The organism is Paenibacillus sp. LX16 (assembly GCF_036252815.1).
Taxonomy (GTDB): Bacteria; Bacillota; Bacilli; order Paenibacillales; family Paenibacillaceae; genus Paenibacillus; species Paenibacillus polymyxa_B.
The window spans coordinates 2836524-2861289 of record NZ_CP141152.1; the positions used below are offsets into that span (position 1 = coordinate 2836524).

Sequence of the window (24766 nt, forward strand, 5' to 3'; positions counted from 1 at the left end):
GATTTTGATATGCTCCTCTTCAAGTAGACAGGTTTAATAAATAAACCGCCTCTTGAAGGGGAGTTTTATTTTGTCTAAGAAAAACGAATACAATGCGATTGAGAAACTAGCCATCATACATGAGTTAAAAGCAGGACAGAGCAGCCGTGTGGAAGTAGCAAAAAAACATAACATCAGCGTTACCACCTTAGTGAAATGGCGACATCGCTATGAGTTGTGAATGGAGGGGTTAGAAATTCATTCCCACACTCGGAGTTATTCTGCGGAACATAAACTTCAAGCGATTCAGGATTATCAATCCGGTGAGTATTCGCAATACGAAATCATCGATAAATACAAGATCGCCAGCCGAACACAACTCTCAGATTGGGTGAAGAAGTATAACGGTCATAGCAGCTTAAAAGCCTATAAAGGGCTGCAATCATTTCGGCTTCGTTGAACAACGGGAATTCTAATTGATCCGGATGCGTCTGCTCGCTGGAAGCACCGAAACGCTTCTTTTTCGCTAAGCGGAACTGCTCTTCGTACCATTTGAGCTTGGCCGATAGTTCGATGATTTATGGAAGAGAATCTGAATATTTAAGTTAAGGATTTGAGCGAGTGGCTTCTTCAAATAGAACCATTTATAGCACGAAGGCGTACAAAAAAGACGGAAACACGGAATCAGCGAATTACATAAAAACTATGATGAATTTATCGCGATCCAAAAAAAGCTGAAAACCCCCGGAGTACAACCGATCGTGGTTGGTGACAAGGATATTTTTCCCATAGAATTTTGGACCAACGAATTTCTGACCACTAGCTTTATGCAAAGTATCCGGACTTGGACTCCAAGCGTACGGCCAAAGAAGTCAGGTTAGATTTGTAATTAGACCATGGACTACAAGGAACTATTCATCAATATGGCTGACTCCAGTACCAAATTATAATCAAACGACTTCCTTCTCGCTAACGGCAAAGCAGCCCAACTATTTTCGAGTCCATGGAATGTTCACGCCAGGTTTAATTATGGATTGGTGAACTAAATGATTTTTGGATGTTTTTTTATAATCCAAAGTGAGCTACTATTTAAATTATCATTTACAAAAACATATAAAGAGCAGAAAGAGGGTAGAACATGGGGAATTTAGTCGAAGAGAATCTCAATACCGTGAGGCAACAGATGGAATTGGCTTGCTTGTCCTCAGGGCGCAAGGTAGAAGATGTGAAATTGCTGTTGGCGACAAAAACGGTGCCGATCGAAAAACTCCACTTAGCCATGCAGGCTGGTGAAACTTTATTTGGCGAAAACAAAGCTCAAGAACTTCGGGGCAAATTTCCACTTATGGAGCAGTTCAAACAGGTAGAATGGCATTTTATCGGGCATCTGCAAACGAATAAAATAAAAGATGTTGTCAAATATGTTACGCTCATTCACTCTGTGGATCGTTTGAAGTTGGGGCAAGCGTTGCATAACTATCTCGTCAAAGAGAACAAGACCATGGATATACTGGTACAAATCAATACCTCCTACGAGGAAAGCAAATTTGGTGCTCCGCCTGAATTAGCATTGGAATTGGTGGAACAATTGTCTCAGTTCGAAACGTTAAACATAAAAGGCTTGATGACGATTGGTAAACTAAATGCCACAAACGATGAGACCCGGCACTGTTTCCAATTATTAAAATCTATTCAAACACAAATAAAGGAGAAAAAGTTCCCGCGTGTAGAAATGGATATCCTTTCAATGGGAATGTCCGGAGATTTCAAAGTGGCTATTGAAGAAGGGGCTACTATTATCCGTGTAGGGACAAGTGTATTCGGTCCGCGTTATTTGCCGGACGAGTATTATTGGAATGAAAATATGCGCCAGGAGGATTAGAAGAGAGGTCATGGAAATAATTAATCACTATTGATGTGGATGTTACCCCTAGCAGATTGACTCTACTGTTGGTTCAGGGTAATTCTCTTCAAAATCTTTAAGAACAATATAAAGCGAGTCGAATACAAAAATTCAGAAAAATTAGGAGACAAAAAAATGAAGACAGGTACAGAGCGGGTTAAAAGAGGGATGGCAGAAATGCAAAAAGGTGGTGTCATCATGGATGTGATGAACGCCGAGCAAGCAAAAATCGCGGAAGCGGCAGGGGCTACCGCCGTTATGGCGCTGGAGCGCGTTCCATCGGATATTCGAGCAGCTGGGGGCGTAGCTCGTATGGCTGATCCGACGATTGTAGAGGAAGTAATGAAGGTTGTTTCCATTCCAGTTATGGCGAAGGCTCGCATCGGCCATTACCTCGAGGCGAAAGTTCTTGAATCAATGGGCGTTGACTACATCGACGAAAGCGAAGTGCTGACACCTGCGGACGAAGTGTTCCATATCAGCAAGAACGAGTTTACAGTTCCTTTTGTATGCGGAGCGAAGGATTTTGGGGAAGCGCTTCGTCGTATCCAAGAAGGCGCGGCAATGCTGCGTACAAAAGGGGAACCCGGGACAGGCAACATAGTAGAAGCGGTACGACACCTTCGTCTGATCAGTGGTCAAATCCGTAAAGTACAAGGCTTATCGAAGGATGAGCTTTACAATGAAGCAAAGTTGCTTGGTGTCCCGTATGATCAACTGCTTCTGGTTCATGAATCCGGCAAGCTGCCAGTGGTCAATTTTGCTGCTGGTGGGGTAGCAACACCAGCTGACGCAGCGTTGATGATGCATCTTGGTGCTGACGGTGTCTTTGTCGGATCGGGCATTTTCAAATCGGATAGTCCTGAGAAATTTGCGCGTGCGATTGTAGAAGCTACAACACATTATGAAGATTACGCATTAATTGCACAAGTATCCAAAAATCTAGGAACCCCTATGAAAGGGATTGAAATATCCAGTCTGCGGGAGCATGAACGGATGCAGGAACGCAGTCAGTAGCAGAACTGAAGATCATAATGCTGCTTGAAGAACGTGAATTCGGCTTTGGTTGCAGTGGGGAATACCAAATATCAGCATGAAATGCGGATTATCCTATTCCTTCTTTCAGCACAAAGTACAGTTAACTATCCCTGACTTTTAGTGATTGAAAATACCAACTTTCTGTTTCGTTAACTGATTCTTAGAGCTGAATAAAAACCAATGAGGAGAGGCTGTTTGAGTTGCCGACTGCCTCATCCGTTCTCTGATAGCATATTGCTAACCTGATTCAAAAATTTCGTGTGCATGATAATCCCCATAACGTCATTCTTAAAAGAGATTTGCTGGACACATTTTCGGATAATGAATTGAAGAAGCTTTTATCAACCTTTTTTTTGGCGCTGTCATGACCATTCATTTCGGGCATTCCCACGTGATATGTGACTTAAATAAGGAGGAATTTTTAATGGAATTCGCTGAACTGGTTCATGAATTGAGAGGCGAAGTAGTGGACAAGTATGAAATTGATTTAAATTTGATAAGTAGATAAGATAATGAAAAAGAAGCAAGATTTCTTTTTTGATCAGTTTGGGGGTATAGCCAAACGACAAGGTTAAGGTCTGCAAAGCCTTAAGTTCTGGTTCTAATCCAGACACTTCCTCTAATCTTTTTACTCATTAATGCAATAAGGAAGCGACATAATTTTAAAAGTAGATAAGAAGGAGTTTTATAATGCACATTCATTTTGTTGTCCATGAAGTTTTTGAAGGACCAGGCGCTTTTCGGACGTGGGCTGAGAGCAACGGATACAGCATCGGATATTCAAAAGTGTATGCTGGTGAGGAACTTCCACATTCCGTGGAGAAAATTGATTTATTAATCGTACTGGGTGGACCTCAAGACCCAAGCACAACCACTGAAATGTGTTCTCATTTTGATGCTGCTGCAGAAATTGCCTTAATCAACAAATGTATCGAATCAGATAAGGCTGTTATCGGAGTATGTCTGGGAGCTCAGCTCATTGGAGAAGCCTTGGGTGCGAGATATGATCATAGTCCGGAAAAGGAAATAGGTTGCTTTCCCATAACTCTTACAGATGAAGGAAAGAACAGTGATATGTTTTCTCATTTTGGTACAACCTGTGTTGTAGGGCATTGGCATAATGATATGCCTGGATTGACAGAAAGAAGCAAAGTAATGGCTTACAGCGAAGGTTGCCCAAGACAGATTGTAGAATATCAAGAACTTGTTTACGGGTTTCAATGTCATATGGAATTCAATCTCGAATTAATAGAGCTTTTGATCAAGCATTCAGAAGCGGAACTATCTGAGTATAAAAATCATCGTTTTGTACAGCAACCAGAACAGTTAAGAAATAATGATTATGTAACAATGAATAATAACCTATTTTCCTTTTTAGACAAATTGATTCATCGCTATTTACAGAAAAGGCCTCATTAAAAAGAAAGGAATCGCCTCGAAAGAAAGTGACTCTATAAAGTTAGATAGTGGATATAGCTAGGCTGCTTGAAGGGTATGAATCCGGTACTGTACTGGGCTCATGCCCTTTTTCTTTAATCCGTTTATAGTTGTAATATTCTATGTATTTCTCAATTTCGATTTTACACTCTTCAATGAGTCTGCATCTTTGCCTGGATATCCAGTGTACTATCCAGTTATGTTTGTATAGGTCAAAGGTATCGTTAGGAATGGGCATTGTTTTAATGCAACCGGAGAGTACTAGTTGGACCCGAGAAAGATAAGTGCATCCGAATATGAATTATTCAACTTTTACCGGACATAGAAGTTTTTTTCATAACTAGCAAATTAAATGTGTAGCAACAGAGATTAGCGAAGAAGGAGCTATTATAAGTTGGGTAAGGTAAGTGTATTGATTCACTTTGTCGGCCGTACAATAAATGACCGACTACACCGTCCACTTTTACCATTCGATTCACCTCTATAAGGTTATGCATTAAGATATGGATTGCCCGAATCCTTTAATTATGGATGTTTTACAACGTACCATTAATTGATACACTATCGTGACAATAGTTGCGCTTATAAGGGACGACAGGAATAGACAGTTGTTTACTTAGTCAGATCGAGAAAAATCAACCAGTACGCTGAAGGGTATCCGGGAAGAAGATATTATGGTGGTTGTGAACATGTAGATATTGTCGAAGAACTTGCCATAAGCCGGGTCAGAGAAACTTTTTGGTACTGAGCATGCGAATGTTCAGCCTCATTCAGGCGCGCAGTCGAATATGGCGGTTTATCTTGCAGCAGTTGAGCCCGGTGACACCATTTTGGGCATGAATTTATCCCATGGCGGCCATCTTACACACGGTAGTCAAGTGAATTTTTCAGGAAGGCTACGACTACAACACATAAAACGTTGCGAGGGCCAAGAGGTGGTATCGTTATGTGCCGTAAATCGTGGGCGCAAGAAATTGATAGAGCGGTGTTCCCCGGATCACAAGGCGGTCCGTTTATGCATGTAATCGCGGCAAAAGCGGTTGCGCTAGGCGAGGCGCTGCAACCGGATTTCAAAACGTTTATGGAAAAAGTGCTTGAAAACGCCAAAGTGTTTGTGGAGAGTTTGATGAATGAAGGGTTAACGGTCGTTTCGGGAGGAATAGATAATCATCTTGTACTGCTTGATTTGCGCACTATTGGGCTTACCGGTAAAGAAGCTGAAACACTACTCGATGAAGTGGGAATCACCGCTAATGTTTACCGAATCTGCAGCCCGATTTTCAAAAATACACCAGAACGATCTCCTTGTTTTACCGGGGGGAGGCCCACTAATGCCTTCGATATAGTGAGTCATGTGCTGTGAGAAGTACAAGGTCCTCCTTTCCAGAAGAAAGACCTAGATATAGATCACTGGAGTGAAAATGTTTGTGCTATAAAAGCATCTCCGCAAGCCGATAAATGCCTTCCTCAATGGCTGTTTCATCTACTTTGGCAAAACCCAGCACCCATCCTTTTCGATCACTTTCCAAACAGTACGTGCTAAGCGGATACACACGGATGCCTTTTTCGAGCGCTTGGTACGTCAAGGTTTCTTCATCGAACGACTTTTCAGCTTCAAGAAGCATATGCAATCCTGTTTCTACGCCGCTTAGTGTGAATCGTTCGCTCAGACCTGTCACGGTGATGGCTTTCGTCATAGCTTCGTGTCTACGTCGGTATACATTTCGAATTCTTCTCATATGGCGTGTGAAATGGCCGCTTTCGATAAAATGAGCAAGCGTTAATTGTTCCATAATCGGAAGGTGGCGATAGGTTAATTCATGGACATGGGTGAGCTGGCGAATGGCTTCATTGGGACCAACGATCGCCGATATCCGTATACCCGGAGCAACCATCTTGGAAAAACTCATCATATACAATATGTTCTGAGGTTGCTGGCTGAATAAAGTTGGAAGCGGTTTGCCGCGATATCGAAATTCGCTATCGTAATCGTCCTCAACAATCCAAAATGAATGTTGAGCGGCCATGTGCAACAATTGTTGTCTGCGGGGTTCCGACAAAATGACTCCAACCGCGCACTGGTGCGAAGGTGTGACAAAAACAAGCTTGGATTGCGGATGAATTTGATCTACTCGTAGACCGTGATCGTCAACAGGAACGGGAACGACATGCATACGTCGATAAGTCATGGCCATCCAGGCAGCAGGAAAGCCAGGATCTTCAAGAGAAACAGTTTCTCCTTCATTTAAAAGGGCCTGAGCGATCAAATCGATGCTATGCTGTGCACCCGAGGTTAGAAGTATTTGATCGAGATTCACGTGGATGCCTCGTTCAAGAGACAAGTATCGTTGAATCTGTTCACGCAGCGGCACAAACCCGTAGGCGTTGCCGTAAGCCCAACTGTCCAGATCTATTTCTGTGGAGGCTTGTAAAAACGATTGTCTCCAATTTTTTTGAAAATGTTCATCTAAATACGGTTCATGAGGGCTGAAATCAATTTCTACATTTTGATTTTCTTTGCCTCTGATCCAATTATGCAAATGACCGATCGAAACGTCTAATAAAGGTAATTCGGGGAGCATGGGCCCTTGAGGTGATGCTTCCTCTAAAGAATGGGGCATGTACGCCCATTCACTGACTCTTGTACCGCCTCGACGAGATGTCACAGTGTACCCTCGGCTGAACAATTCCTCATAAACGATCTGTATGGTTGAACGAGAAACACCAACCAATTGAGCGAGTTCACGAGAGGGGAGTAATAACTCGCCGGGGGGCCATTTCCCGGTCGTGATATTATGGATCGATTGATCTAGAAGTTGTTGCCAAATGGGGCGTCCATCGTCTCGATTAATTATTAACATCAAATTCACCTCAGGTGCTATTAAATACAAAAAAATATGGACTGTTCAAATCATTTGTTCGTTGATATATATACCACTCCATTAATTGATATACTAACATGATTAAAGTTTCCTTTGCAATAATCGAGCTAGTAAATTAAAGATGGTGGACCGGAAATGATTGTTTATGGACGTCCCCAATTAGTTTGTTAAACATGACTAAGAAACCTTCTGCTCCTACAGAATCCCCCCGGATGAATATGGTATTTTACAGGCGATAAGACTCGTTTCTACTAGGGATGCCATACATGTGATGTATAGGCTTGTTGGCGCAGACGATCACAACCACCTTGTAAGGCTTACCTTCTTTTTCTTATCGTGATAGTTTTAGCCCCTCGAACTGTCTCGCATCACCGATTTCAACTACAATAATAGACGCGAGTTTACGCCAACCCAGGAATAGTTTTTAGCAAATGGACCTCTGGAAGGTTTCCGGCAATTTCTCCATCTGTTTCTCCAATATTTCGAGTTGAGACTGAAAGGTAAGTAACAAAGTAATCATGCCCTCTAAAACGATATGTGAGGAGAAGCAGAAACATATATTATTGAAATATGATGAACAACAATGGTTAAAATGATGTCATTGCATATACAGCGCGGAATGCTGGAGACATGTTTTTTCACGTTTAACCATGTTAAAATAATAGAATAATTGGAGACTTGGCATGGAGAGAAGGCAGGTTGAATCAATGAAACCAAAACTTAACGATGTTGCACAATTAGCTGGAGTTTCACCGACTACGGTTTCTCGCGTACTTAATAATCGTGGCTATATCAGTCAGGAAACGAAGGATCAAGTTCATAAAGCGATGCAGGAACTGAATTATTTACCAAATGATGTGGCTCGGTCATTATTTAGTAAACGAACAAATCTGATTGGATTAATCATTCCAACTACAAGCAACCCATTTTTCGGAGAGCTGACTTTTCATATAGAGAATATTTGTGCGTCATTAGGTTATAAGCTGTTGCTTTGTAACAGTTTAAATCAGCTGGATAAAGAAGAATCTTATGTCGATATGCTTATGCGAAATCAAGTTGACGGTATTATCGTTGGTACACACAACCGAGGTATCGTAAATTATGAACAGAAGAATATTGCCGTCATTGCGATCGATCGCTTCCTATCCGATTCAATCCCAGTTGTAGGATCGGATAATTATTTGGGTGGCAAACTGGCGTCAGAACTGCTTATTGAAAAGGGGTGCAAGCATATCTTGCACATAAATGGCCCTGTTGAATTGGAAACACCAGCAAGCTTAAGAAGAAAAGCATATGAAGATGTGATGGAGCAGTATGGTCGAAAGGCAATTACCTATGAAGTACATGATCCCTTTCACCAACAGAATCACGATGAACCGATTGAACGCTTGCTCGATGAACATCCTGAAGTAGATGGATTGTTCGCGAGTAATGACTTGGTGGCTGCGTCTTTTATTGCTAAAGCAAGAAGAAGAGGAAAACGGATTCCTGAAGATATTCGCGTAATTGGATATGACGGAACAGAAACAACCCGCAATCTTCTCCCTGAATTAACGACAATTCAGCAACCAATACAGGAGATCGCTAGATCTTCCATAGAGTTACTTATTAAAGAAATTGAAGGTGGATTCAGTGATGTCCCGCGAGAAACCTACCTACCAGTGAAACTGATTGAAGCTAGTACAGCTTAACACAGTTTCCATAGTTTTCAGCATTGTGATAGAAGGTGGAGCTATCCTTATTAGAGTAATTGAAATCAAAGAGGAGAGCTCTTTTTCTTTCGAAAATATGTCAAGCGGTTGATATATGAAAGCGGTTGACATATAATCGATCTGTAAGTACGGAAGTGCTTTCATTTACATTAAATGTCCAACTTGAGGAGCGTTCTATATGAGAAAGTCAAAGAGCATGTACTGGAAACTAAGTGCCTATTTCTTCTTTTTCTTCTTTACTTGGTCAGCAAGTTATTCATTGTTCTCCATCTGGCTAGGGCAAGAAATCAGTCTGAATGGTGCTGAAACAGGTGTTATCTTTACTGTAAACGCTATCTTTGCGCTATGTATGCAACCGCTTTATGGCTATATATCTGATAAAATCGGATTAAAGAAGCATATTTTATTTCTAATCAGTTCTTTACTCTTATTTGTTGGTCCTTTCTATATCTTTATCTATGGGCCGTTACTTCAATACAATGTATTTCTCGGCGCCATTGTAGGCGGATTATACTTGGGTATTTCTTTTTTGGCCGGGATCGGAGCCATCGAATCTTATGTCGAGAAAGTCAGCCGAAAATATGACTTTGAATACGGAAAATCTCGTATGTGGGGCTCGCTAGGTTGGGCAGCAGCAACGTTTTTCGCTGGTCAGCTCTTTAATATCAACCCTAACATTAACTTCTGGATTGCATCAGTATCTGCTGTCATTCTGTTTATCACTATGATGACTATTAAAGTTGAAATGACAGATTCCGAGATGGAGCGAGCAGAATCCGTTAACTTTAAGCAAATCGGCCATTTGTTTGCAAATAAGCATTTGTGGTTCTTCATTTTATATGTTCTTGGTGTTACCTGTATTTACAATGTGTATGACCAGCAGTTCCCGAATTACTTTTCATCGACGTTCTCAACGGTTGCATTAGGCAATCAAGTTTACGGTTACTTAAATTCCCTACAAGTGTTCTTGGAAGCAGGCATGATGTTCTTAGCGCCTTTCATTGTCAACAAAATTGGAGCAAAAAAGGGTCTGATATTGGCAGGGTTTTTGATGGCGTTCCGGATCATGGGTTCAGGCTTAGTTATTGGACCTTATGGAATCTCAGCTATGAAATTGATTCACGCATTGGAACTGCCAATCATGCTGATTTCTGTATTTAAGTACTTGGCTGCAAATTTCGATACGCGTCTGTCTTCGATCTTGTATCTGGTGGGATACCAGTTTACGAGTCAGGTAGGAGCTTCGATCTTCTCGCCAATCGCCGGTATGTCTTATGACATTAGAGGCTTTGCAAATACGTACGTGATTATGGGTGTTTTCGTATTTGCCTTTACAACAATCTCAATCTTTACCTTAAAGAAAGAACCGAAAAGGCTGAATCCCAAGCCTAACAAGCATATTGAAACAGCATAGGAGGAAGAAAGATGAACACATATAATAACAATACGAAGCAAGCTGAGGAAGCATTGAAACAGGCAGAAGCGAAAATGAACAAGCGGTACCGATTAGGTTATCATATTATGGCACCAGCAAACTGGATTAACGACCCAAATGGATTAATTCAATTCAAAGGTGAATATCACGCCTTCTATCAGCATCATCCTTATGATGAGAACTGGGGCCCAATGCATTGGGGCCACGTGAAGAGTAAAGACCTTGTACATTGGGAGCATTGTCCGATTGCATTAACGCCTGGAGATGCGTGTGACCTTGATGGTTGCTTCTCAGGAAGCGCAGTAGATAATAACGGCGAACTGACATTGATCTATACTGGCCATCACTATATTGATCAACCAAACAATATCTTTTTCCAAAATCAAAATGTGGCAGTAAGCACAGATGGCATTCATTTTACAAAACTAAGGCAGAATCCTGTAATCGCTGAACCTCCGACAGATAGCTCGCAGCATTTCCGTGATCCGAAGGTATGGAAGCATGAGGATACATGGTACATGATCCTAGGTAACAGCACGAAAGAAGATCTGCCGCGTGTTATTCTATATACATCTCCTGATCTTAGAACCTGGACCTATCATGGTGTGCTTCTGCAGGGAGATAAGAATATGGGCTTCATGTGGGAGTGCCCTGATTTCTTTGAACTGAACGGTAAGCACATATTTATGTTCTCCCCACAAGGTATTGATGCGCAAGGAGATAAGTACAATAACTTGTTCCAGACAGGATATTATGTTGGCGAATATAATTATGATAGTAATGAATATAAGCATGGAGAGTTCATCGAGTTGGATAATGGTCATGACTTCTATGCGGTTCAAACTTTTCTAGATGATCAAGGTCGCCGCATTGCGATTGGTTGGATGGATATGTGGGAAGCGGATATGCCGACGAAAGCAGACGGCTGGTGTGGAGCAATGACGATCCCACGTGTAATTACGTTGGGTGACAATAATAAAGTACTGATGACTCCAGTTGAAGAAATGAAGTTACTTCGTCAAAGTAAACATGTTTTGTATCAATATGGCGCTATTTCTGGAAGTTACTTGACGGAAGTTGAAGCGGATCTGCTTGAAGTGAAGGTCGTGTTCGACCTGACGAAGTCAAGTGCAGACCTGGTAGGCTTGAAGCTTCGCGGAACAGGTGAGGAGGAAACAGTTATCACTTATTCTATCCCGGGTCAGAAACTTATGCTTGATTGTTCTAAATCAGGCAAAAAGACGGATGGAGTACGTCAAACAGCCTTCAATGCTGAGGGACAGCTGACATTGCACGTATATCTGGATCGCTCATCCATTGAAATGTTTGCGAATGAAGGGCAAGCTACGATGACAAGTCGCATCTATCCGAGTGAGAAATTGCTAGGCATAGAAATCATAACAGAGGGTGGAGAGGCACTAGTAAATGGGCTGACATATTGGAAATTGAAAGATATATGGCAAGCTGAATAACTCAATGAAAAGGTTGCTTTCTGAGTCCTTGTAATGACTTAGAAAGCAGCCTTTTCTTGTTGATCTATACTTAAAATTCTCCGTTTTGCATCCAAACGTACAGACCGTTAGATAAGATGAGCGGAAGAACAGACCCCTATGTACATTGACACAAAGTTCCCTGCTGTATAAAGGAAAGGGGTGTAAGATGTATCGCTTATTAATTGTGGATGATGAAATGTGTATCGCGGATGGAATAAAATCAAGTGTGCAGTGGGAGCGTGTCGACTTTGCGTTGATGCTGAAGCCGATCCTCAAAGAATAATTGGTCGGGAGTCAATGCACGGTCATTCAAAAAGCTGAGTGTGGATGATTTTAACAAGTAAGTTATAATCGATATTCTCAAAAAAATTCTCCTAAGGTAACCATCTCATTAATTTTTACTGAATCCAAAAATGAGGAGGAATTTTCAGAGGATTTAGTAACAGTATCGAACTAGCTTATTTAGATTAAAAAACCGTATCAAGCAAAATTGACTTACTCATTTTATTTACCAGAAAGAGAGGAAGAACATTATATCAATGCCATGAAAAATGTAAATTCTAAAAACATAGAAGACGGCCCACAGATGGACTTCCAGCAACGCAGCTTATGGGCGGTACTTATTCAAACTGCTGAAGAACCTTGCTTGAAGCAGAAGTGAATTAATTTAATCACAAAAAAAGTCGAGCAGGGGATTAATTTATTCCCTGTGCTCAACTTTTTTATGCCTTGCTAGAAGTAGATTGTGATATTAGCTAGTGCGTCGAACCATTAATTCTGTGGGAAATACTTCTTCGACAGGCGTGATAAGCTGCCCGTTGGACTCGATGGATTCGATCATTAACTTGGAAGCGGCCACAGCCAATTCATTGATGGGATGCCGGATCGTCGATAAGCTCAGCAGTTCAGAGATAGTCGGCATATCATCGACACCCAAAACGGCAAGGCCTTGTGGAACAGACAGCTCTAAATCTTTGCAGGCCTTTAAGGCCCCGATGGCGGATATGTCGCTTAAACAAAACAACGCTTGCGGCAGTTGGTTAGTTTGAGCCAGATTTATCACGGTATCGTAACCGAATTTCTCCGTCATATCTCCTGTGATAACGGTCGTTAGTTTTCCGTTTTGCTGTAAGGTATCGCTGGCACCGTTTAGTCGGTCGTCGAATCCGGGCACGTGACCGTGCGGATAAGTTAAAATAACCAGTTTGTGATACCCACGGGATAATAAGTGATTCACCCCGGTCTGACCGCTTTGGTAGTCGTTGACACGTAACACGTGCGCTCCATAGGATAAATTGTGACGTCCAATGGTAATGACCGGTACGTTGAGATCCATCAACTTGGGCATAAATTTTTCCGTACCTATGGTCGCTTTGACGATGATCCCGTCGACCATCTGGATATTCATGAAGATTTCTTCAAAGTCCAACAGCATTATTTTATATCCCAGCATCTTTAACTGCTGCTTAATAACTTTGGCAAAATGGAGGAAGTATAAGTCCTCAAAATAACCGTCGTAGGTACTGTCGGATAAAACGAGCCCAATCGTGTGCATTTTGCCGGTAATAAGGCTTTTCGCAACAGGGTTCACTTGGTACCCTAACTTTGTGATCGAGAGACTGATTTTTTTCTTTCGTCTGCGAGCCCATTTTATGAAAGTTGCCGTTCAGAAAATGAGAGACCGTCGCGGGCGAACAGCCCGCGTCTTTTGCGACTTGAACTAAGGTAACCCTTTTCTTATCCATTTTTTAGCTCTACTTTTTTACCGGCTTTACCTAAGATTAGCGAGGACGTCTTTCCAGTACGCCAGGCAGTGCGGGAAACACTTGATGCGGTTCGGTCTGGTACCAATAGCATACGGAACTCACGTCGTCACTTCTTTCAAATAACGCTTTTCCATCATGCCCGATCTGTTGAACGGTGACGCGTAAATCCTCTTCAAACAAAATGGGGTCAAGTATATGCCAACGATAGAAGCCGCGCATCGGACTTGCAGCTCCATCATAAATATGCGATCTGGTGTTGTCTGTCACCTGGAAATGCGGAAAACCCATAAAGGGAGTCGAGTATGTCTGTTCCTGCACCGGGTTTCCGTTGTCGTATTTCACGAAGCCCCAAGCGCCGCCGAAATAATCCTCCGTCCCCGTTCCACAGATGGTCGGCCAATCCCGATCGCCATCGAGATAAAATTTCACTTCGCCTTCGCCGTACCAATAACGCGATAAAGAAGTCCATGCCATATAGGTGCCGACATATTTGCCTCTTCCTTTAATTCCATTAATAATCGCTTAAGCTTGTGGGATTTTCCCTGCGGAATTGGGCGTGAAAATATTCCGTATCCTCAGAGAGTTCATCAACCAACACGTAATCAAACTGGTAGAAGAACGCTTCGATCTCCTGGGGATGCTCATTGGTTATGGTTACTTTGGCGGCTTTTATGAAAGGCATTGCAAAAGTAACTGTTCATGCCGCCGACCGGATTCACCACGATTGGCAAGGAATTGACGATCGCTCTGGCACCGAAGCCGTTGCAGAAAAAATCGCCCAGCGGAACTTCCACGGAAGGGGTCTGTTCATCATCCCAATACATCCGCAATACCAGGTCACGCAATACGAACCAGCCGGTCTCGGTTTGGTCGGTTTAAATGTCAACGCTTACATTCGTTATAAAATAGAGATATAAAAATGTATTATAAAAAAACAAAAATTAATATAGTAAAACGTTTTCCTGAAAATAATAGAAACACTTACCATTCGGGAAGATCCCGAAATACGAATAGGTGCGATTGAAGCACAGACATGAAATTCATATGCGGGGTCGGCAGCGTAGGCATATTTCCGGGACAAAATTTGATACAGATTTTAGATCGTTCTAATGATGATTCATCACAAGCCTTGGTATTTCAAGATGCATCATGCAATCTGACAATAGATGTTCATTAAAGTGGCGGCATTCTTTAGGAAGCATGAAAACGGTCAGGAAAAAAAGCGCTTCAAAAAATAATTGAAACGTTTCCAACTTAGTGCTATTATAATTTTCATAAGAGAGATGGGGGGGTTAAATGCCAAGTATTAGAGATGTAGCTAAGATAGCTGGTGTTGCTGTGGGAACGGTGTCCCGCGTTATTAATAACTCGGGCTCTGTAAAACCAGATACACGCAGAAAAGTGGAGAAAGCTATACAAGAACTGAATTATTTTCCTAATGAAGTCGCTCGAAATTTTAAAATGAGGAAATCCAAGATGGTAGCCTTGCTGCTTCCAAGTATCTGGCATCCTTTTTTTTCTGAACTGGCTTATTACATTGAGGATGAGTTGGATCGGGAAGGCTTTAAGCTCATGTTATGTAATAGCGGCGGCAAGCCCGAAAAGGAACTGTATTACCTGGATATGCTACGGCAAAACAAAGTGGCTGGTATTGTCGGCATTACTTACAATGATATAGAAAATAGCGTAAGCAATGACATTCCAATTCTAAGTATTGATAGGCACTTCAACAAAAAAATCACTTGTGTGACCTCAGATAATTATGAGGGAGGCCGTCTAGCTTTGAGGGAACTTGTTAAAGCAGGGGCCCAAAAACCGGCTTTTATGGGAAGCGTCACTTCCGTTTTTAGTGAAACCATGAATCGAAGAAAAGGTTTCATTGATGAGGCAAAAAAATTAGGTGTAGACTATGTTGTATACGAGAAACCAGATCCTATTGTGGACGACGAAGCCTATTTTGGCGAATTTCTATCTAAGCATCAGGATGTGGACGGCATTTTCGCTATTACCGATATGTTTGCCGCCAAATATATAGAAAGAGCAGGTAGGCAGGGGATTCGTATTCCAGAGGATGTAAAGGTCATCGGTTACGACGGCATTCAGGATCATCGTTATTTTCATCCGATATTGTCTACAATCAGGCAACCAGTGGAGGAGATGGCACGTCTAACAATCAGACTACTGTATCAAAAGATCGAAGGTGAAACTTTAGATCAGCAAGTGTATCGTCTCCCCGTTATCTTCAGGCAAGGCGAAACTACATGATTTTAATTGTAAAAATATTAGCTCGTAAAGTCGAATCACAGTCTGGATATGCAAACTTGATTTTTTCTTATAGAAAATTGGAAACGTTTCATTTGACAATCAGACCACTCTGTTAAAAGATCGAAGGAATAAGTTTAAATCAGCAAATGTATCGTCTCCCATTATCTTAGGCAAGTTGTTTTTGACTTTGGAAAAACTTCAGCTCATTTGGTGGATTTATGGTATGGATCACCGACTGACGTTTTTCTTATAATAAATTGGAAACGTTTCAAAAATGAAAATATCCTTTTACAAGAAAGGCAGTGTAGTGATGAATTCAAGAACTAGTGAGCTGGATCATTCCACAATCAAGCCAAATCGCAACATATGGAACCAGATCAAACGTGACTATGAACTGTATCTGTTTTTGCTGCCAATCATTATTATTTATCTCGTATTTAAGTACTATCCGATGTATGGAATACAAATTGCTTTTAAGGATTTTTCACCAAGTCGGGGGATCTGGGGAAGCGAGTGGGTAGGCTTTAAGCACTTTATTGATTTCTTCGATTCCTATAACTTCTGGACGATTATGACGAATACACTTACACTCAGTATCCTATCGCTTGTGTTTAGCTTCCCAGCTCCGATTATTATAGCGATTATGTTGAATCAGATGCTGGCCAAAAGATACAAGAAAATTGTACAAACTGTAATTTACGCACCACACTTTATTTCTACCGTAGTGCTCGTCGGTATGCTTAATGTTTTTCTGTCTCCAAACAGCGGAATCGTGAATCACATCATCACCTTGTTCGGAGGAGACCCCATTATGTTTTTGGCCGACGAAGGTTGGTTCCGTCCATTGTATATTTTATCAGGGGTTTGGCAAGAGACAGGTTTTGCTACCATCATTTACCTTGCTGCGCTGGCAGGGGTCAATCCAGAATTGCATGAAGCCGCGATAATGGATGGAGCAAGCAAATGGAAGCGCGTAATGCATGTGGATATTCCAAGTATTTTGCCGACGATCGTCATCTTATTGATTCTCGCACTCGGTAACATTATGGGCATCGGTTTTGAAAAGGCTTTCCTTATGCAGAACGATTTGAATTATGCCACTTCCAATATCATTCCGACCTATGTTTATGAAATCGGGATTCAAAAGGCACAATACAGCTTTTCTACGGCAATTGGTCTGTTTAATTCAGTTGTAAATATTATCCTGATAGTCACCGTCAACCGGATCGCCAAAAAGTTGACTGAAACCAGCCTGTGGTAAGGGGGAGTTCATTTTGAATCAATTATTAAAGAGAAAAAGCAAGGGAGACATGTGGTTTGACATCGTCAACTACGTCATGTTGACCATAGTGATGCTACTTGTATTATTCCCGTTGTATTTTGTGTTGATTGCTTCACTCAGTGACCCCAATCTCATCTACTCAGGAGAAGTATGGTTTTTTCCAAAGGGTTTTACGCTGGATGGATACGGGCGGATATTCAGTGATTCATCTATATGGATTGGTTATGCCAACTCGATTTTATATGCGGGCCTAGGAACATTAATCGGAGTAGCCGTGACCGTATGTGCAGCTTACCCGTTAGCTCGTAAAGGACTGGCGGGAAAATCGGCGATTATGTGGTTTTTACTGATCTCCATGTTTTTTAGTGGAGGGCTGATCCCAACCTATTTGCTGATCAAAGATCTTCACATGCTGAATACGATCTGGGCACTTGTTATTCCTGGAGCAGGTGGTGTGTTCAATGTCATTATCGTAAGGACTTTTTTTCAGTCGACCATCCCGGATGAAATGTGGGAGGCAGCTTCGATTGATGGTTGTTCCAATACCAGATTTTTTTGGAGCATTGTATTGCCTTTGTCTAAGTCGGTTATAGCCGTAATGGTACTGTATCATGTTGTCGGCTTCTGGAATGGTTTCTTTGACGCTTTGATCTACTTGAACGACGAAAACAAGTATCCGTTGCAACTGGTTCTGCGCAACATTCTTGTCCAGAATCAGGCCAACTCGGGCATGATGATAGACGTGGAATCTTACGCAGCGAAGATGCGCGTTACAGAGCTTATCAAATATGGTGTCATCATGGTATCCAGTCTACCATTGCTGATTTTGTATCCTTTCCTGCAAAAATACTTTGTTAAAGGCGTGATGATCGGCTCGATCAAAGGCTAACATTTTCATGGTGCCTGAAAGGGGGAATGTGCAACAGAATTGATAGATCCAGCATTCAGACAAATATATAACAAGGCAAGGGAAGTTTTCAGCTTGTGGAATGACATAAAGGAGGTTATGTACGATGAAATTATTCAAAAGTGCTGGAATTCTAATGCTGGCTGGAGTATTTGCACTTAGCGGATGTTCGGGAGGCGGTGGCGAGTCAAAAAATCAGATAGTAAACCCGGATCAGGATGCGAATTTTAATAAAACCGGTCTTCCGATTGTTAAAGAAGCGGTGACATTAAAGATGGTATCCCCAAAAGCTGCTTTAGCGCCGGATTACTCGAAAATGGAAATTTTTAAGCGGCTGGAAAAACAAACAAACGTAAAGATTGATTGGGAAAACATTCCAGACACTGACTTTGCAGAGAAGAAAAATTTGTTGTTGGCCAGCGGAGATTTGCCAGACGCCTTTTACGGAGCCGGATTTACAGATTACGATCTAATCAATTACGGTAAAGACGGAACCATCATTCCGCTGGAGGATTTAATTGATAAATATGCGCCTAATTTGAAAGCGCTTCTCGATCGTCGGCCTGACATTAAATTAGCTATCACAGCGCCAGACGGGCACATCTATGGGCTGCCGTCGTGGGAAGAGAATAAGCTCGATACCAACCCCTTCTTTCATGTCATCAATAAAAATTGGCTCGATAAGCTGGGCCTGAAAGTCCCTCAGACGCTGGATGAATACACGCAGGCTTTGATTGCCTTTAAAACGAAGGACCCGAACGGCAATGGCAAGGCTGATGAAATCCCATTAAGCTTTATGCATATGCAATGGTGTAGTGACATTGCCGGCATATTCGGAGCTTTCGGTCTTCCGGATAATTTGGAACACCGGATCGTACGCGAAGGTAAAGTGATCTTTACCGCTTCGCAACCTCAATATAAGGAAACATTAAAATATATTCATGATAACTGGTATAAGCAGGGCCTGATTGACCCTGAATCGTTCACCCAGGACGCTGCTCAGTATTTAGCAAAAGGCAAAACACCAGATGAAACGCTTGGCTCCTACGTTTGGTGGGAAGTCGAAGAGGTTGTCGGACCGGAGCGTAGTAAGGATTATGCTCTGTTGCCCCCGCTTAAAGGCCCAAATGGAGATCAAATGATCGGCCGCAACAACGGCGGCGGTCCGGGACGAGGTGGCTTCGTGATTACAAAGGAGAACCGTTATCCGGCAATGACGATGCGTTGGATCGATCAACAGTATGACCCTTACATGGCGGCTCAAATTCACTGGGGTCCGTTGGATGTCGTATTCAAGAAGGACGAAAAAGGAAAATTGGTGAACCTGCCGCTTCCTGAGGGAGCCTCCGCAGGTGAATTCCGTCAAAAAGTGGCTCCAGGCACAGGAAATCCGGGCGTCATTACTTTCGATGACTTCGGAAAAGTTGTGGATATGGAACCCCGGGCTCAGAAGCGTGCTGATTATTTGGAGAAATATTACACTCCATATATGACAAAGGAAAACTATCCGAGCATCTTCTTTGAGCCGGATGAACTAGATAAAATCAATCGGATTGAGCCAGAACTTATTAAATATGTAAATACCCAAAGAGGCAAGTTCATCGTCGATGGCGGCGTAGATGAAAAGTGGGACAGCTATGTGAAGACACTAGAGAAGATGGGGCTGAACGAATTAATGGAGATCTATCAAAAAGGGCTGGACCGTTATAATGCAAATTTAATAAATAAATAATCAAAGGATAGGTGGGGAGAAACTGTGCTTGATGTAATAACCATTGGGGAAGTATTGATAGACTTTACTCCCTCAGGTCGTACAGCGGGAGGCAACGAGCAGTTTGAATGCAATCCTGGAGGGGCTCCGGCTAACGTAGCAGCTGCTCTATCCCGTTTAGGAGCTAGAGCGACGTTGATTAGCAAAGTTGGGGATGATCGATTCGGTTCCTTGCTGCACGATACCTTGATGAACGGCGGCATCGACGTGTCTGCGCTTTCGTTTACAGATGAAGCCAATACAACGCTGGCATTTGTCCATCTGGATGACAACGGAGACCGATCGTTCAGCTTCTACCGGAAGCCAGGAGCGGATACATACTTGCGCACGCAGGATGTCCCGTTTGATAGGATTGAAAACTGCCATGCACTGCACTTTGGTTCTGTGTCGATGACCCATGAGCCGGTCCGTACGGCAACAAGAGCAGCAGTTGTGAAGGCTAAAGAGGCAGGAGTCCTGCTTTCATTCGATCCGAATATCCGGTTTGCTTTATGGGAGAGTAAAGAGGAGGCGAAACAGAATATCCTTTGGGGCATGAAGTATGCCGACATCCTGAAAATATCGGAAGATGAACTCTGCTTTATAACTGGTACAACTGATGTGGAAAAAGGCTCGTTAGAGCTGCAACAACAATTCGGCATCGCCTGGATCGTCGTAACTTTAGCGGAAAAAGGCTGCTATTACCGGTTGGCTGGTCATGACGGATATGTGCCGGGTTTTCAAGTGAAGGCCATCGATACGACGGGAGCCGGCGACGCTTTTCTGGGCTGCTTGTTATATAAGATACTGGAAGCCGGTATTTCTTTGAATCAGCTGACCAAACAGCAAATCATCAGCATGCTAACTTTTGCTAATTCCGGCGGTGCATTGGTAACCACACGGAAAGGAGCTCTTCAATCTATGCCGACGACAGATGAGATTAAACAGATGATCGAGACAAATAAACAGCACGATGACGATATATTAAGGCCGGGTTTTCATTTTTCACCTCACTCCCATTGGTTGAATGATCCGAACGGATTAGTCTATTACGAGGGAATCTATCATCTGTTTTATCAGCACCATCCTTATAGCAACCAATGGGGGCCAATGCACTGGGGGCATGCCGTAAGCCAAGACTTGGTTCATTGGGAGCATATGCCTATCGCTCTGTTCCCGGATGAGCACGGCGCTATTTTCTCCGGTTGCTGTGTGGTTGACTGGAATAATAGCAGCGGACTGTTCGATGGTTCCCATGGATTGATCGCGCTTTTCACTCATGCAGACATCTGTCCGGATACCGGACAACCTCGTCAGCGGCAAAGCCTGGCTTACAGCAGCGATACAGGCCAAACTTGGCACAAATATGAGGGGAATCCAATACTCGATGAGCAAGATCTAGTTGACTTCCGGGACCCCAAGGTGTTCTGGCATTCGCAAAGTAAGCGGTGGATTATGGCTCTTGTCGGGGGAGATCACGTTCGGTTTTATCGTTCGGACAATCTGCGTGAATGGTCGTTGTCAGGCAAATTCGGAAAGAGTGAAGGCTCACATGACGGAGTTTGGGAATGCCCTGATCTCTTTGAATTGCCGGTTGATGACAGCGGGCGTTCCAAATGGGTACTTATCGTAAGCATCGGGGACAATCCCAACTGTCCAGAAGGATCGCGCACACAATACTTTATCGGAGAGTTCGACGGATATACGTTCATCAATGACAATCCGGCCAACCATATCCTGTGGCTGGATTATGGCCGGGACAATTATGCCGGGGTCACTTGGTCGGATATAGCTGAGCAAGACGGACGGCGCATGATCATCGGATGGATGAGCAACTGGAAATATGCCAACCAAACGCCTACCGGAGCCTGGAGGGGCGCAATGACTCTGCCTCGCGTCTTGTCATTGACCAGCCGAGACGAGGGCGTAGTTCTGACCCAAATGCCTGTTCGGGAAATAGAGCAGCTGCGGAAAGAAACGCTCTGCTGGAATGAGGTCAAGGTTACGCCGGCAGTGCCGTTTACGCAAAAAATGAATGATGTTCTGCTTGAGATTGAAGCGGATATCGACATTCGTTCCGGGGATGAGGTTCATATTAAAATGAAGTCTTCTGGGCAAAGTGAGACTATTATCGGATATGACCCTGTGCGCCAATGGCTATTCATCGACCGTTCGAAATCGGGCCTGACTGACTTCCACCCATCGTTTGCGTGCAAGCACGGTGCTAGAATGGTTCCGGAGAATGGAAAGATCAAGCTGCATATCTGGCTGGATCGCAACGCGGTTGAAGTGTACGCGAATGAGGGTTTGGTTGCACTGACGGATCAAATATTCCCTGATGCTCCGATGGATCGTATTGAGATAAGTGTGAAATCAGGGGAAGTTGTACTGAACTCGTTTCATATGCATGCTCTTAACTCCATTCATATTCCCAATGGCCCAACGGAGCAGACATCAAGGAGGGTTGAAGTATGAGCCATGCAACCGATAATCGGGGATTGATCATGTATTGGGCGTTCAATGAAGGAACCGGTACAAGCGCTCTGGAGAGCGTATCCCAAGTCCAGGATAATATCCAGTACGTATTTAACCAAGCGGAGTTTACTAAACCTTGCCCTCCACGGTGGAGACAGGGAGTAATTGGAAATGGGCTTCTGTTCGATGGTTATTCGACTTACATTGCGCATTCGTTCGATGAGGGAAATCAGAACACCGAGCCAGAGTATCGATCAGCGCTAAGCATAGGAGTATGGGTAGCCCCACGCTCCTATGAATGGGGGGATGATGGCAAATTGTCCGCTATTGTGAACCGCTACAACCTGGATCGTAAGCAGGGTTATCTGCTCGGCATGTTCCGTCACGGTTCCTGGTCCTTCCAAGTCGGGCTGGAAGGAGGGGACTGGAAGGAACTTTGGTCGCCGGACGGCCATGAACTGCCCAAGAATGAATGGTCATACGTGAATGCAGTGTTCGATGGGAACCAAGGCGAAATCAAGCTGTATTTGAACGGCAGTGAAATTGCTTCGGCGGCCTTGCCTTGTGGTTCCCGCCTGGCTGAGGCGACGGATTCGGAACTTCTTATCGGCAAGAATAACCATAGCAGCCTGCTGGCGGAAGTGTTCAGCCTGCACATGTTTAGCGGTATCATTGATGAACTCAAGATTTATAATCGGGCGCTGAGTGCGGAAGAAGTGGCCGCTTCTTATCGGCATGTACTGGATACCTTTCACGAAGGAGTCCGGCCGCAATTAAACTATGACGAGATCAAGCTGGACCGGACGCCACTGCTGCTTGATCGGCACAGACCGCAATATCATGTTAGCCCGCCAGCCCATTGGATGAACGAACCCCATGCACCGATCTATTTTGACGGGCAATATCATTTGTTTTATCAGCATAACCCGCATGGGCCGTTCTTTCATCAGATCCATTGGGGACATTGGGTAAGTCAGGATTTGGTGCATTGGCGTGATCTACCCGTGGCCCTGGCGCCTGAAAAAGATCAGCTCGCACCGGACGGGATCTGGTCGGGAAGCGCAACCTATGATGCAGACGGCCTGCCTGTCTTGTTCTTTACGGCAGGTAATGACAGCGCTTCGCCGAATCAGAGCGTGGCGCTTGCCCGAAGCACCTATACCCTTGATGGAAACCCGGATCTGGTTCACTGGGTCAAACATCCGGAGCCGTTGATCGTGCAAAAGAAGGGAATGGGCGCATTTGGGGATTTCCGGGATCCGTTCGTATGGAAGGACGATGACGGCTGGTATGCTCTGGTCGGGTCCGGAATTGAAGGCGGAGCAGCACTGGCATTTGCGTCACAGGATATGCTGAATTGGACGTATAAGGGGCCATTTTTTAAAGCGGATATTCAGAAGTTTCCTTACCTTGGACCCATCTGGGAGCTCCCTGTGCTTCTTCCCCTTGGGAGTGACAAGCAGGGAGTGAACAAACATCTCCTGCTTGTAAGTCCTGTGGGAAAGGGAGCGGATGTCGAGGTGTTCTATTGGATCGGACAACTTGACAAGCAAAATCTTTCGTTCATCCCCGATCAAGAAGAGCCTCAATTAATTGACGTCGGGGATTTCCATTTTACCGGACCGAGCGGAATGGTTGATCCGAAGACCGGCAGAAATATCGTCTTTACGATAGCCCAAGGCGACCGGACGTCCGAGATGGAATATAAGTCGGGCTGGGCTCATAACGGCGGCTTGCCGTTGAGCGTGTATTTGAGGGATGACGGGCGTCTGGGAATAGAGCCGATTCAGGAGCTTCAATCGCTGCGTAGCGCCAAGCGGCTATCGCTTCGGGATCAGTCATTGGCTGAAACTAATGTACGGCTCAGGGATGTACATGGCGACATGCTTGAGATTCAATTGGAATTGGAGCCCGGTAGCGCCAAACAATTCGGAATCAAGGTCCGTTGTACGCCGGACGGTGAGGAAGAAACCCTTCTGTATTATGATTGGAATCAAGCGATGCTCATGGTCGACCGCTCGAAAACGACGCTGCATCCGGGAGAAAAGTGCGGAGGGATTCAGGGCGGTAAGCTGGAGCTACTTGGGGAGAATCTGAAGCTTCACATTTATTTGGACCGCTCCATGGTTGAAACTTATGCAAACGGATTGAAAAGCCTGACAACCCGAGTATACCCGAGCCGTATGGATGCTTTGGGACTCGAGATTTGGGGAGATGGAGAACCGTTTGTTAAATCCCTGGAAATATGGGATATGCAGTCCATTTGGTAATACGATCGCTTAGACACCGATTACCAATAGGGCTAACCACCAGAAAGTTAAGTAACTTTGCTTTTCTCTAATTGGAAACGTTTCATTTATTTTCTCCTTTCTTCTTGACTTTCAGCTTTGTACTAGGAGAGCATTTCGAAATGAAGTATCGATGTTTGAAAGTGTAAGAAAT

The 24766-nt window shown here is 43.6% G+C and carries 20 protein-coding genes, 1 tRNA gene and 2 pseudogenes; 16 read left to right on the top strand and 7 right to left on the bottom strand.

Annotation, left to right across the window (positions count from 1 at the left end):
* The first annotated feature begins 70 nt into the window (after nt 1–70).
* Both T3H97_RS12475 and T3H97_RS12480 read left to right on the top strand, forming a co-directional pair.
* On the top strand, nt 71–220 hold the full coding sequence (locus T3H97_RS12475; RefSeq protein ID WP_328802719.1) for a transposase: 150 nt from the start codon (nt 71–73) through the stop codon (nt 218–220).
* Nucleotides 221–439: a transposase gene (locus T3H97_RS12480; protein WP_328802720.1), complete on the top strand. Its 219-nt coding sequence runs from the start codon at nt 221–223 to the stop codon at nt 437–439.
* On the opposite strand, the pseudogene T3H97_RS12485 reads toward T3H97_RS12480, so the two are convergent.
* A pseudogene (locus T3H97_RS12485) lies at nt 420–557 on the bottom strand (transposase domain-containing protein); the annotation flags it as partial. The gene T3H97_RS12480 and the pseudogene T3H97_RS12485 sit on opposite strands and share 20 nt — an antisense overlap.
* A 560-nt stretch (nt 558–1117) precedes the next feature.
* On the opposite strand from T3H97_RS12485, the gene T3H97_RS12490 reads away from it, so the two are divergent.
* The 4 genes from T3H97_RS12490 to T3H97_RS12505 all read left to right on the top strand — a co-directional run bounded on the left by T3H97_RS12490 (nt 1118) and on the right by T3H97_RS12505 (nt 4339).
* Nucleotides 1118–1861: a YggS family pyridoxal phosphate-dependent enzyme gene (locus T3H97_RS12490; RefSeq protein WP_328802721.1), complete on the top strand. Its 744-nt coding sequence runs from the start codon at nt 1118–1120 to the stop codon at nt 1859–1861.
* Nucleotides 1862–2017: 156 nt separating this feature from the next.
* The gene (pdxS, locus tag T3H97_RS12495) at nt 2018–2899 is read left to right on the top strand and encodes a pyridoxal 5'-phosphate synthase lyase subunit PdxS (RefSeq protein ID WP_328802722.1); all 882 of its coding nucleotides are present in this window, start codon (nt 2018–2020) and stop codon (nt 2897–2899) included.
* A 569-nt stretch (nt 2900–3468) separates the two neighbouring features.
* A tRNA-Cys gene (locus T3H97_RS12500) sits at nt 3469–3539 on the top strand.
* Between the two features lie 71 nt (nt 3540–3610).
* Nucleotides 3611–4339, top strand: coding sequence for a type 1 glutamine amidotransferase (locus tag T3H97_RS12505; RefSeq protein ID WP_328802724.1), 729 nt, complete (start codon nt 3611–3613; stop codon nt 4337–4339).
* Nucleotides 4340–4379: 40 nt separating this feature from the next.
* On the opposite strand, the gene T3H97_RS26410 is transcribed toward T3H97_RS12505, so the two are convergent.
* A complete protein-coding gene (locus T3H97_RS26410) occupies nt 4380–4595 on the bottom strand; it encodes an IS3 family transposase (RefSeq protein ID WP_442955642.1) in 216 nt (71 codons plus the stop codon).
* A 369-nt stretch (nt 4596–4964) separates the two neighbouring features.
* On the opposite strand from T3H97_RS26410, the pseudogene glyA reads away from it, so the two are divergent.
* Nucleotides 4965–5612 (top strand): annotated as a pseudogene (glyA, locus tag T3H97_RS12510) (serine hydroxymethyltransferase); the annotation flags it as partial.
* 175 nt (nt 5613–5787) lie between these two features.
* Here the strand turns inward: glyA and pdxR are convergent.
* Entirely contained in the window at nt 5788–7218 is a 1431-nt protein-coding gene (pdxR, locus tag T3H97_RS12515; RefSeq protein ID WP_328802725.1) for a MocR-like pyridoxine biosynthesis transcription factor PdxR, read from the bottom strand.
* Between the two features lie 728 nt (nt 7219–7946).
* Between pdxR and T3H97_RS12520 the strand changes: the two genes are divergently transcribed.
* From T3H97_RS12520 to T3H97_RS12530, 3 genes are all read left to right on the top strand, one after another.
* Nucleotides 7947–8930: a LacI family DNA-binding transcriptional regulator gene (locus T3H97_RS12520; RefSeq protein ID WP_328802819.1), complete on the top strand. Its 984-nt coding sequence runs from the start codon at nt 7947–7949 to the stop codon at nt 8928–8930.
* 199 nt (nt 8931–9129) lie between these two features.
* Nucleotides 9130–10365 (top strand): MFS transporter, encoded by a 1236-nt coding sequence (locus T3H97_RS12525; protein WP_103048541.1) that lies wholly within the window; start codon nt 9130–9132, stop codon nt 10363–10365.
* Between the two features lie 11 nt (nt 10366–10376).
* Nucleotides 10377–11858 (top strand): glycoside hydrolase family 32 protein, encoded by a 1482-nt coding sequence (locus T3H97_RS12530; RefSeq protein ID WP_328802726.1) that lies wholly within the window; start codon nt 10377–10379, stop codon nt 11856–11858.
* Between the two features lie 772 nt (nt 11859–12630).
* Here the strand turns inward: T3H97_RS12530 and T3H97_RS12535 are convergent.
* The 4 genes from T3H97_RS12535 to T3H97_RS12555 form a co-directional block, all read right to left on the bottom strand.
* Nucleotides 12631–13470, bottom strand: a complete 840-nt coding sequence (locus T3H97_RS12535) for a LacI family DNA-binding transcriptional regulator (RefSeq protein ID WP_328802727.1) — start codon at nt 13468–13470, stop codon at nt 12631–12633.
* Nucleotides 13471–13660: 190 nt separating this feature from the next.
* Nucleotides 13661–14119 carry a DUF2961 domain-containing protein gene (locus T3H97_RS12545; RefSeq protein ID WP_328802729.1) on the bottom strand — a complete coding sequence of 153 codons (459 nt, stop codon included), beginning with the start codon at nt 14117–14119 and terminating at the stop codon, nt 13661–13663.
* A 37-nt stretch (nt 14120–14156) separates the two neighbouring features.
* Entirely contained in the window at nt 14157–14327 is a 171-nt protein-coding gene (locus T3H97_RS12550) for a DUF2961 domain-containing protein (RefSeq protein WP_328802730.1), read from the bottom strand.
* On the bottom strand, nt 14287–14469 hold the full coding sequence (locus tag T3H97_RS12555) for a DUF2961 domain-containing protein (RefSeq protein ID WP_328802820.1): 183 nt from the start codon (nt 14467–14469) through the stop codon (nt 14287–14289). Before T3H97_RS12555 ends, T3H97_RS12550 begins: the two co-directional genes overlap by 41 nt.
* Nucleotides 14470–14941: 472 nt before the next feature.
* Between T3H97_RS12555 and T3H97_RS12560 the strand changes: the two genes are divergently transcribed.
* The 6 genes from T3H97_RS12560 (at nt 14942) to T3H97_RS12585 (ending at nt 24594) form a co-directional block, all read left to right on the top strand.
* Entirely contained in the window at nt 14942–15910 is a 969-nt protein-coding gene (locus T3H97_RS12560) for a LacI family DNA-binding transcriptional regulator (protein WP_103048543.1), read from the top strand.
* Between the two features lie 310 nt (nt 15911–16220).
* Nucleotides 16221–17171, top strand: a complete 951-nt coding sequence (locus tag T3H97_RS12565; RefSeq protein WP_250245126.1) for an ABC transporter permease — start codon at nt 16221–16223, stop codon at nt 17169–17171.
* A 13-nt stretch (nt 17172–17184) separates the two neighbouring features.
* Nucleotides 17185–18081 (top strand): carbohydrate ABC transporter permease, encoded by an 897-nt coding sequence (locus T3H97_RS12570; RefSeq protein WP_103048545.1) that lies wholly within the window; start codon nt 17185–17187, stop codon nt 18079–18081.
* Nucleotides 18082–18205: 124 nt separating this feature from the next.
* Nucleotides 18206–19831 carry an ABC transporter substrate-binding protein gene (locus tag T3H97_RS12575; RefSeq protein ID WP_328802731.1) on the top strand — a complete coding sequence of 542 codons (1626 nt, stop codon included), beginning with the start codon at nt 18206–18208 and terminating at the stop codon, nt 19829–19831.
* 24 nt (nt 19832–19855) lie between these two features.
* Nucleotides 19856–22324: a PfkB family carbohydrate kinase gene (locus T3H97_RS12580; protein WP_328802732.1), complete on the top strand. Its 2469-nt coding sequence runs from the start codon at nt 19856–19858 to the stop codon at nt 22322–22324.
* Complete coding sequence (locus T3H97_RS12585; protein WP_328802734.1) at nt 22321–24594, top strand: GH32 C-terminal domain-containing protein; 2274 nt, start codon at nt 22321–22323, stop codon at nt 24592–24594. The genes T3H97_RS12580 and T3H97_RS12585 overlap by 4 nt, the downstream gene beginning before the upstream one ends.
* Nucleotides 24595–24766 lie beyond the last annotated feature (172 nt).

Excerpts from the sequence above, each read along its gene's own strand:
- T3H97_RS12480 (WP_328802720.1), top strand. The coding sequence starts at position 221 with ATGGAGGGGTTAGAAATTCATTCCCACACTCGGAGTTATTCTGCGGAA.
- T3H97_RS12490 (WP_328802721.1), top strand. The coding sequence starts at position 1,118 with ATGGGGAATTTAGTCGAAGAGAATCTCAATACCGTGAGGCAACAGATG.
- pdxS (WP_328802722.1), top strand. The coding sequence starts at position 2,018 with ATGAAGACAGGTACAGAGCGGGTTAAAAGAGGGATGGCAGAAATGCAA.
- T3H97_RS12505 (WP_328802724.1), top strand. The coding sequence starts at position 3,611 with ATGCACATTCATTTTGTTGTCCATGAAGTTTTTGAAGGACCAGGCGCT.
- T3H97_RS26410 (WP_442955642.1), bottom strand. The coding sequence starts at position 4,595 with ATGCCCATTCCTAACGATACCTTTGACCTATACAAACATAACTGGATA.
- pdxR (WP_328802725.1), bottom strand. The coding sequence starts at position 7,218 with ATGTTAATAATTAATCGAGACGATGGACGCCCCATTTGGCAACAACTT.
- T3H97_RS12520 (WP_328802819.1), top strand. The coding sequence starts at position 7,947 with ATGAAACCAAAACTTAACGATGTTGCACAATTAGCTGGAGTTTCACCG.
- T3H97_RS12525 (WP_103048541.1), top strand. The coding sequence starts at position 9,130 with ATGAGAAAGTCAAAGAGCATGTACTGGAAACTAAGTGCCTATTTCTTC.
- T3H97_RS12530 (WP_328802726.1), top strand. The coding sequence starts at position 10,377 with ATGAACACATATAATAACAATACGAAGCAAGCTGAGGAAGCATTGAAA.
- T3H97_RS12545 (WP_328802729.1), bottom strand. The coding sequence starts at position 14,119 with ATGGCATGGACTTCTTTATCGCGTTATTGGTACGGCGAAGGCGAAGTG.
- T3H97_RS12550 (WP_328802730.1), bottom strand. The coding sequence starts at position 14,327 with ATGCCTTTCATAAAAGCCGCCAAAGTAACCATAACCAATGAGCATCCC.
- T3H97_RS12555 (WP_328802820.1), bottom strand. The coding sequence starts at position 14,469 with ATGTATTGGGATGATGAACAGACCCCTTCCGTGGAAGTTCCGCTGGGC.
- T3H97_RS12560 (WP_103048543.1), top strand. The coding sequence starts at position 14,942 with ATGCCAAGTATTAGAGATGTAGCTAAGATAGCTGGTGTTGCTGTGGGA.
- T3H97_RS12565 (WP_250245126.1), top strand. The coding sequence starts at position 16,221 with ATGAATTCAAGAACTAGTGAGCTGGATCATTCCACAATCAAGCCAAAT.
- T3H97_RS12575 (WP_328802731.1), top strand. The coding sequence starts at position 18,206 with ATGAAATTATTCAAAAGTGCTGGAATTCTAATGCTGGCTGGAGTATTT.
- T3H97_RS12585 (WP_328802734.1), top strand. The coding sequence starts at position 22,321 with ATGAGCCATGCAACCGATAATCGGGGATTGATCATGTATTGGGCGTTC.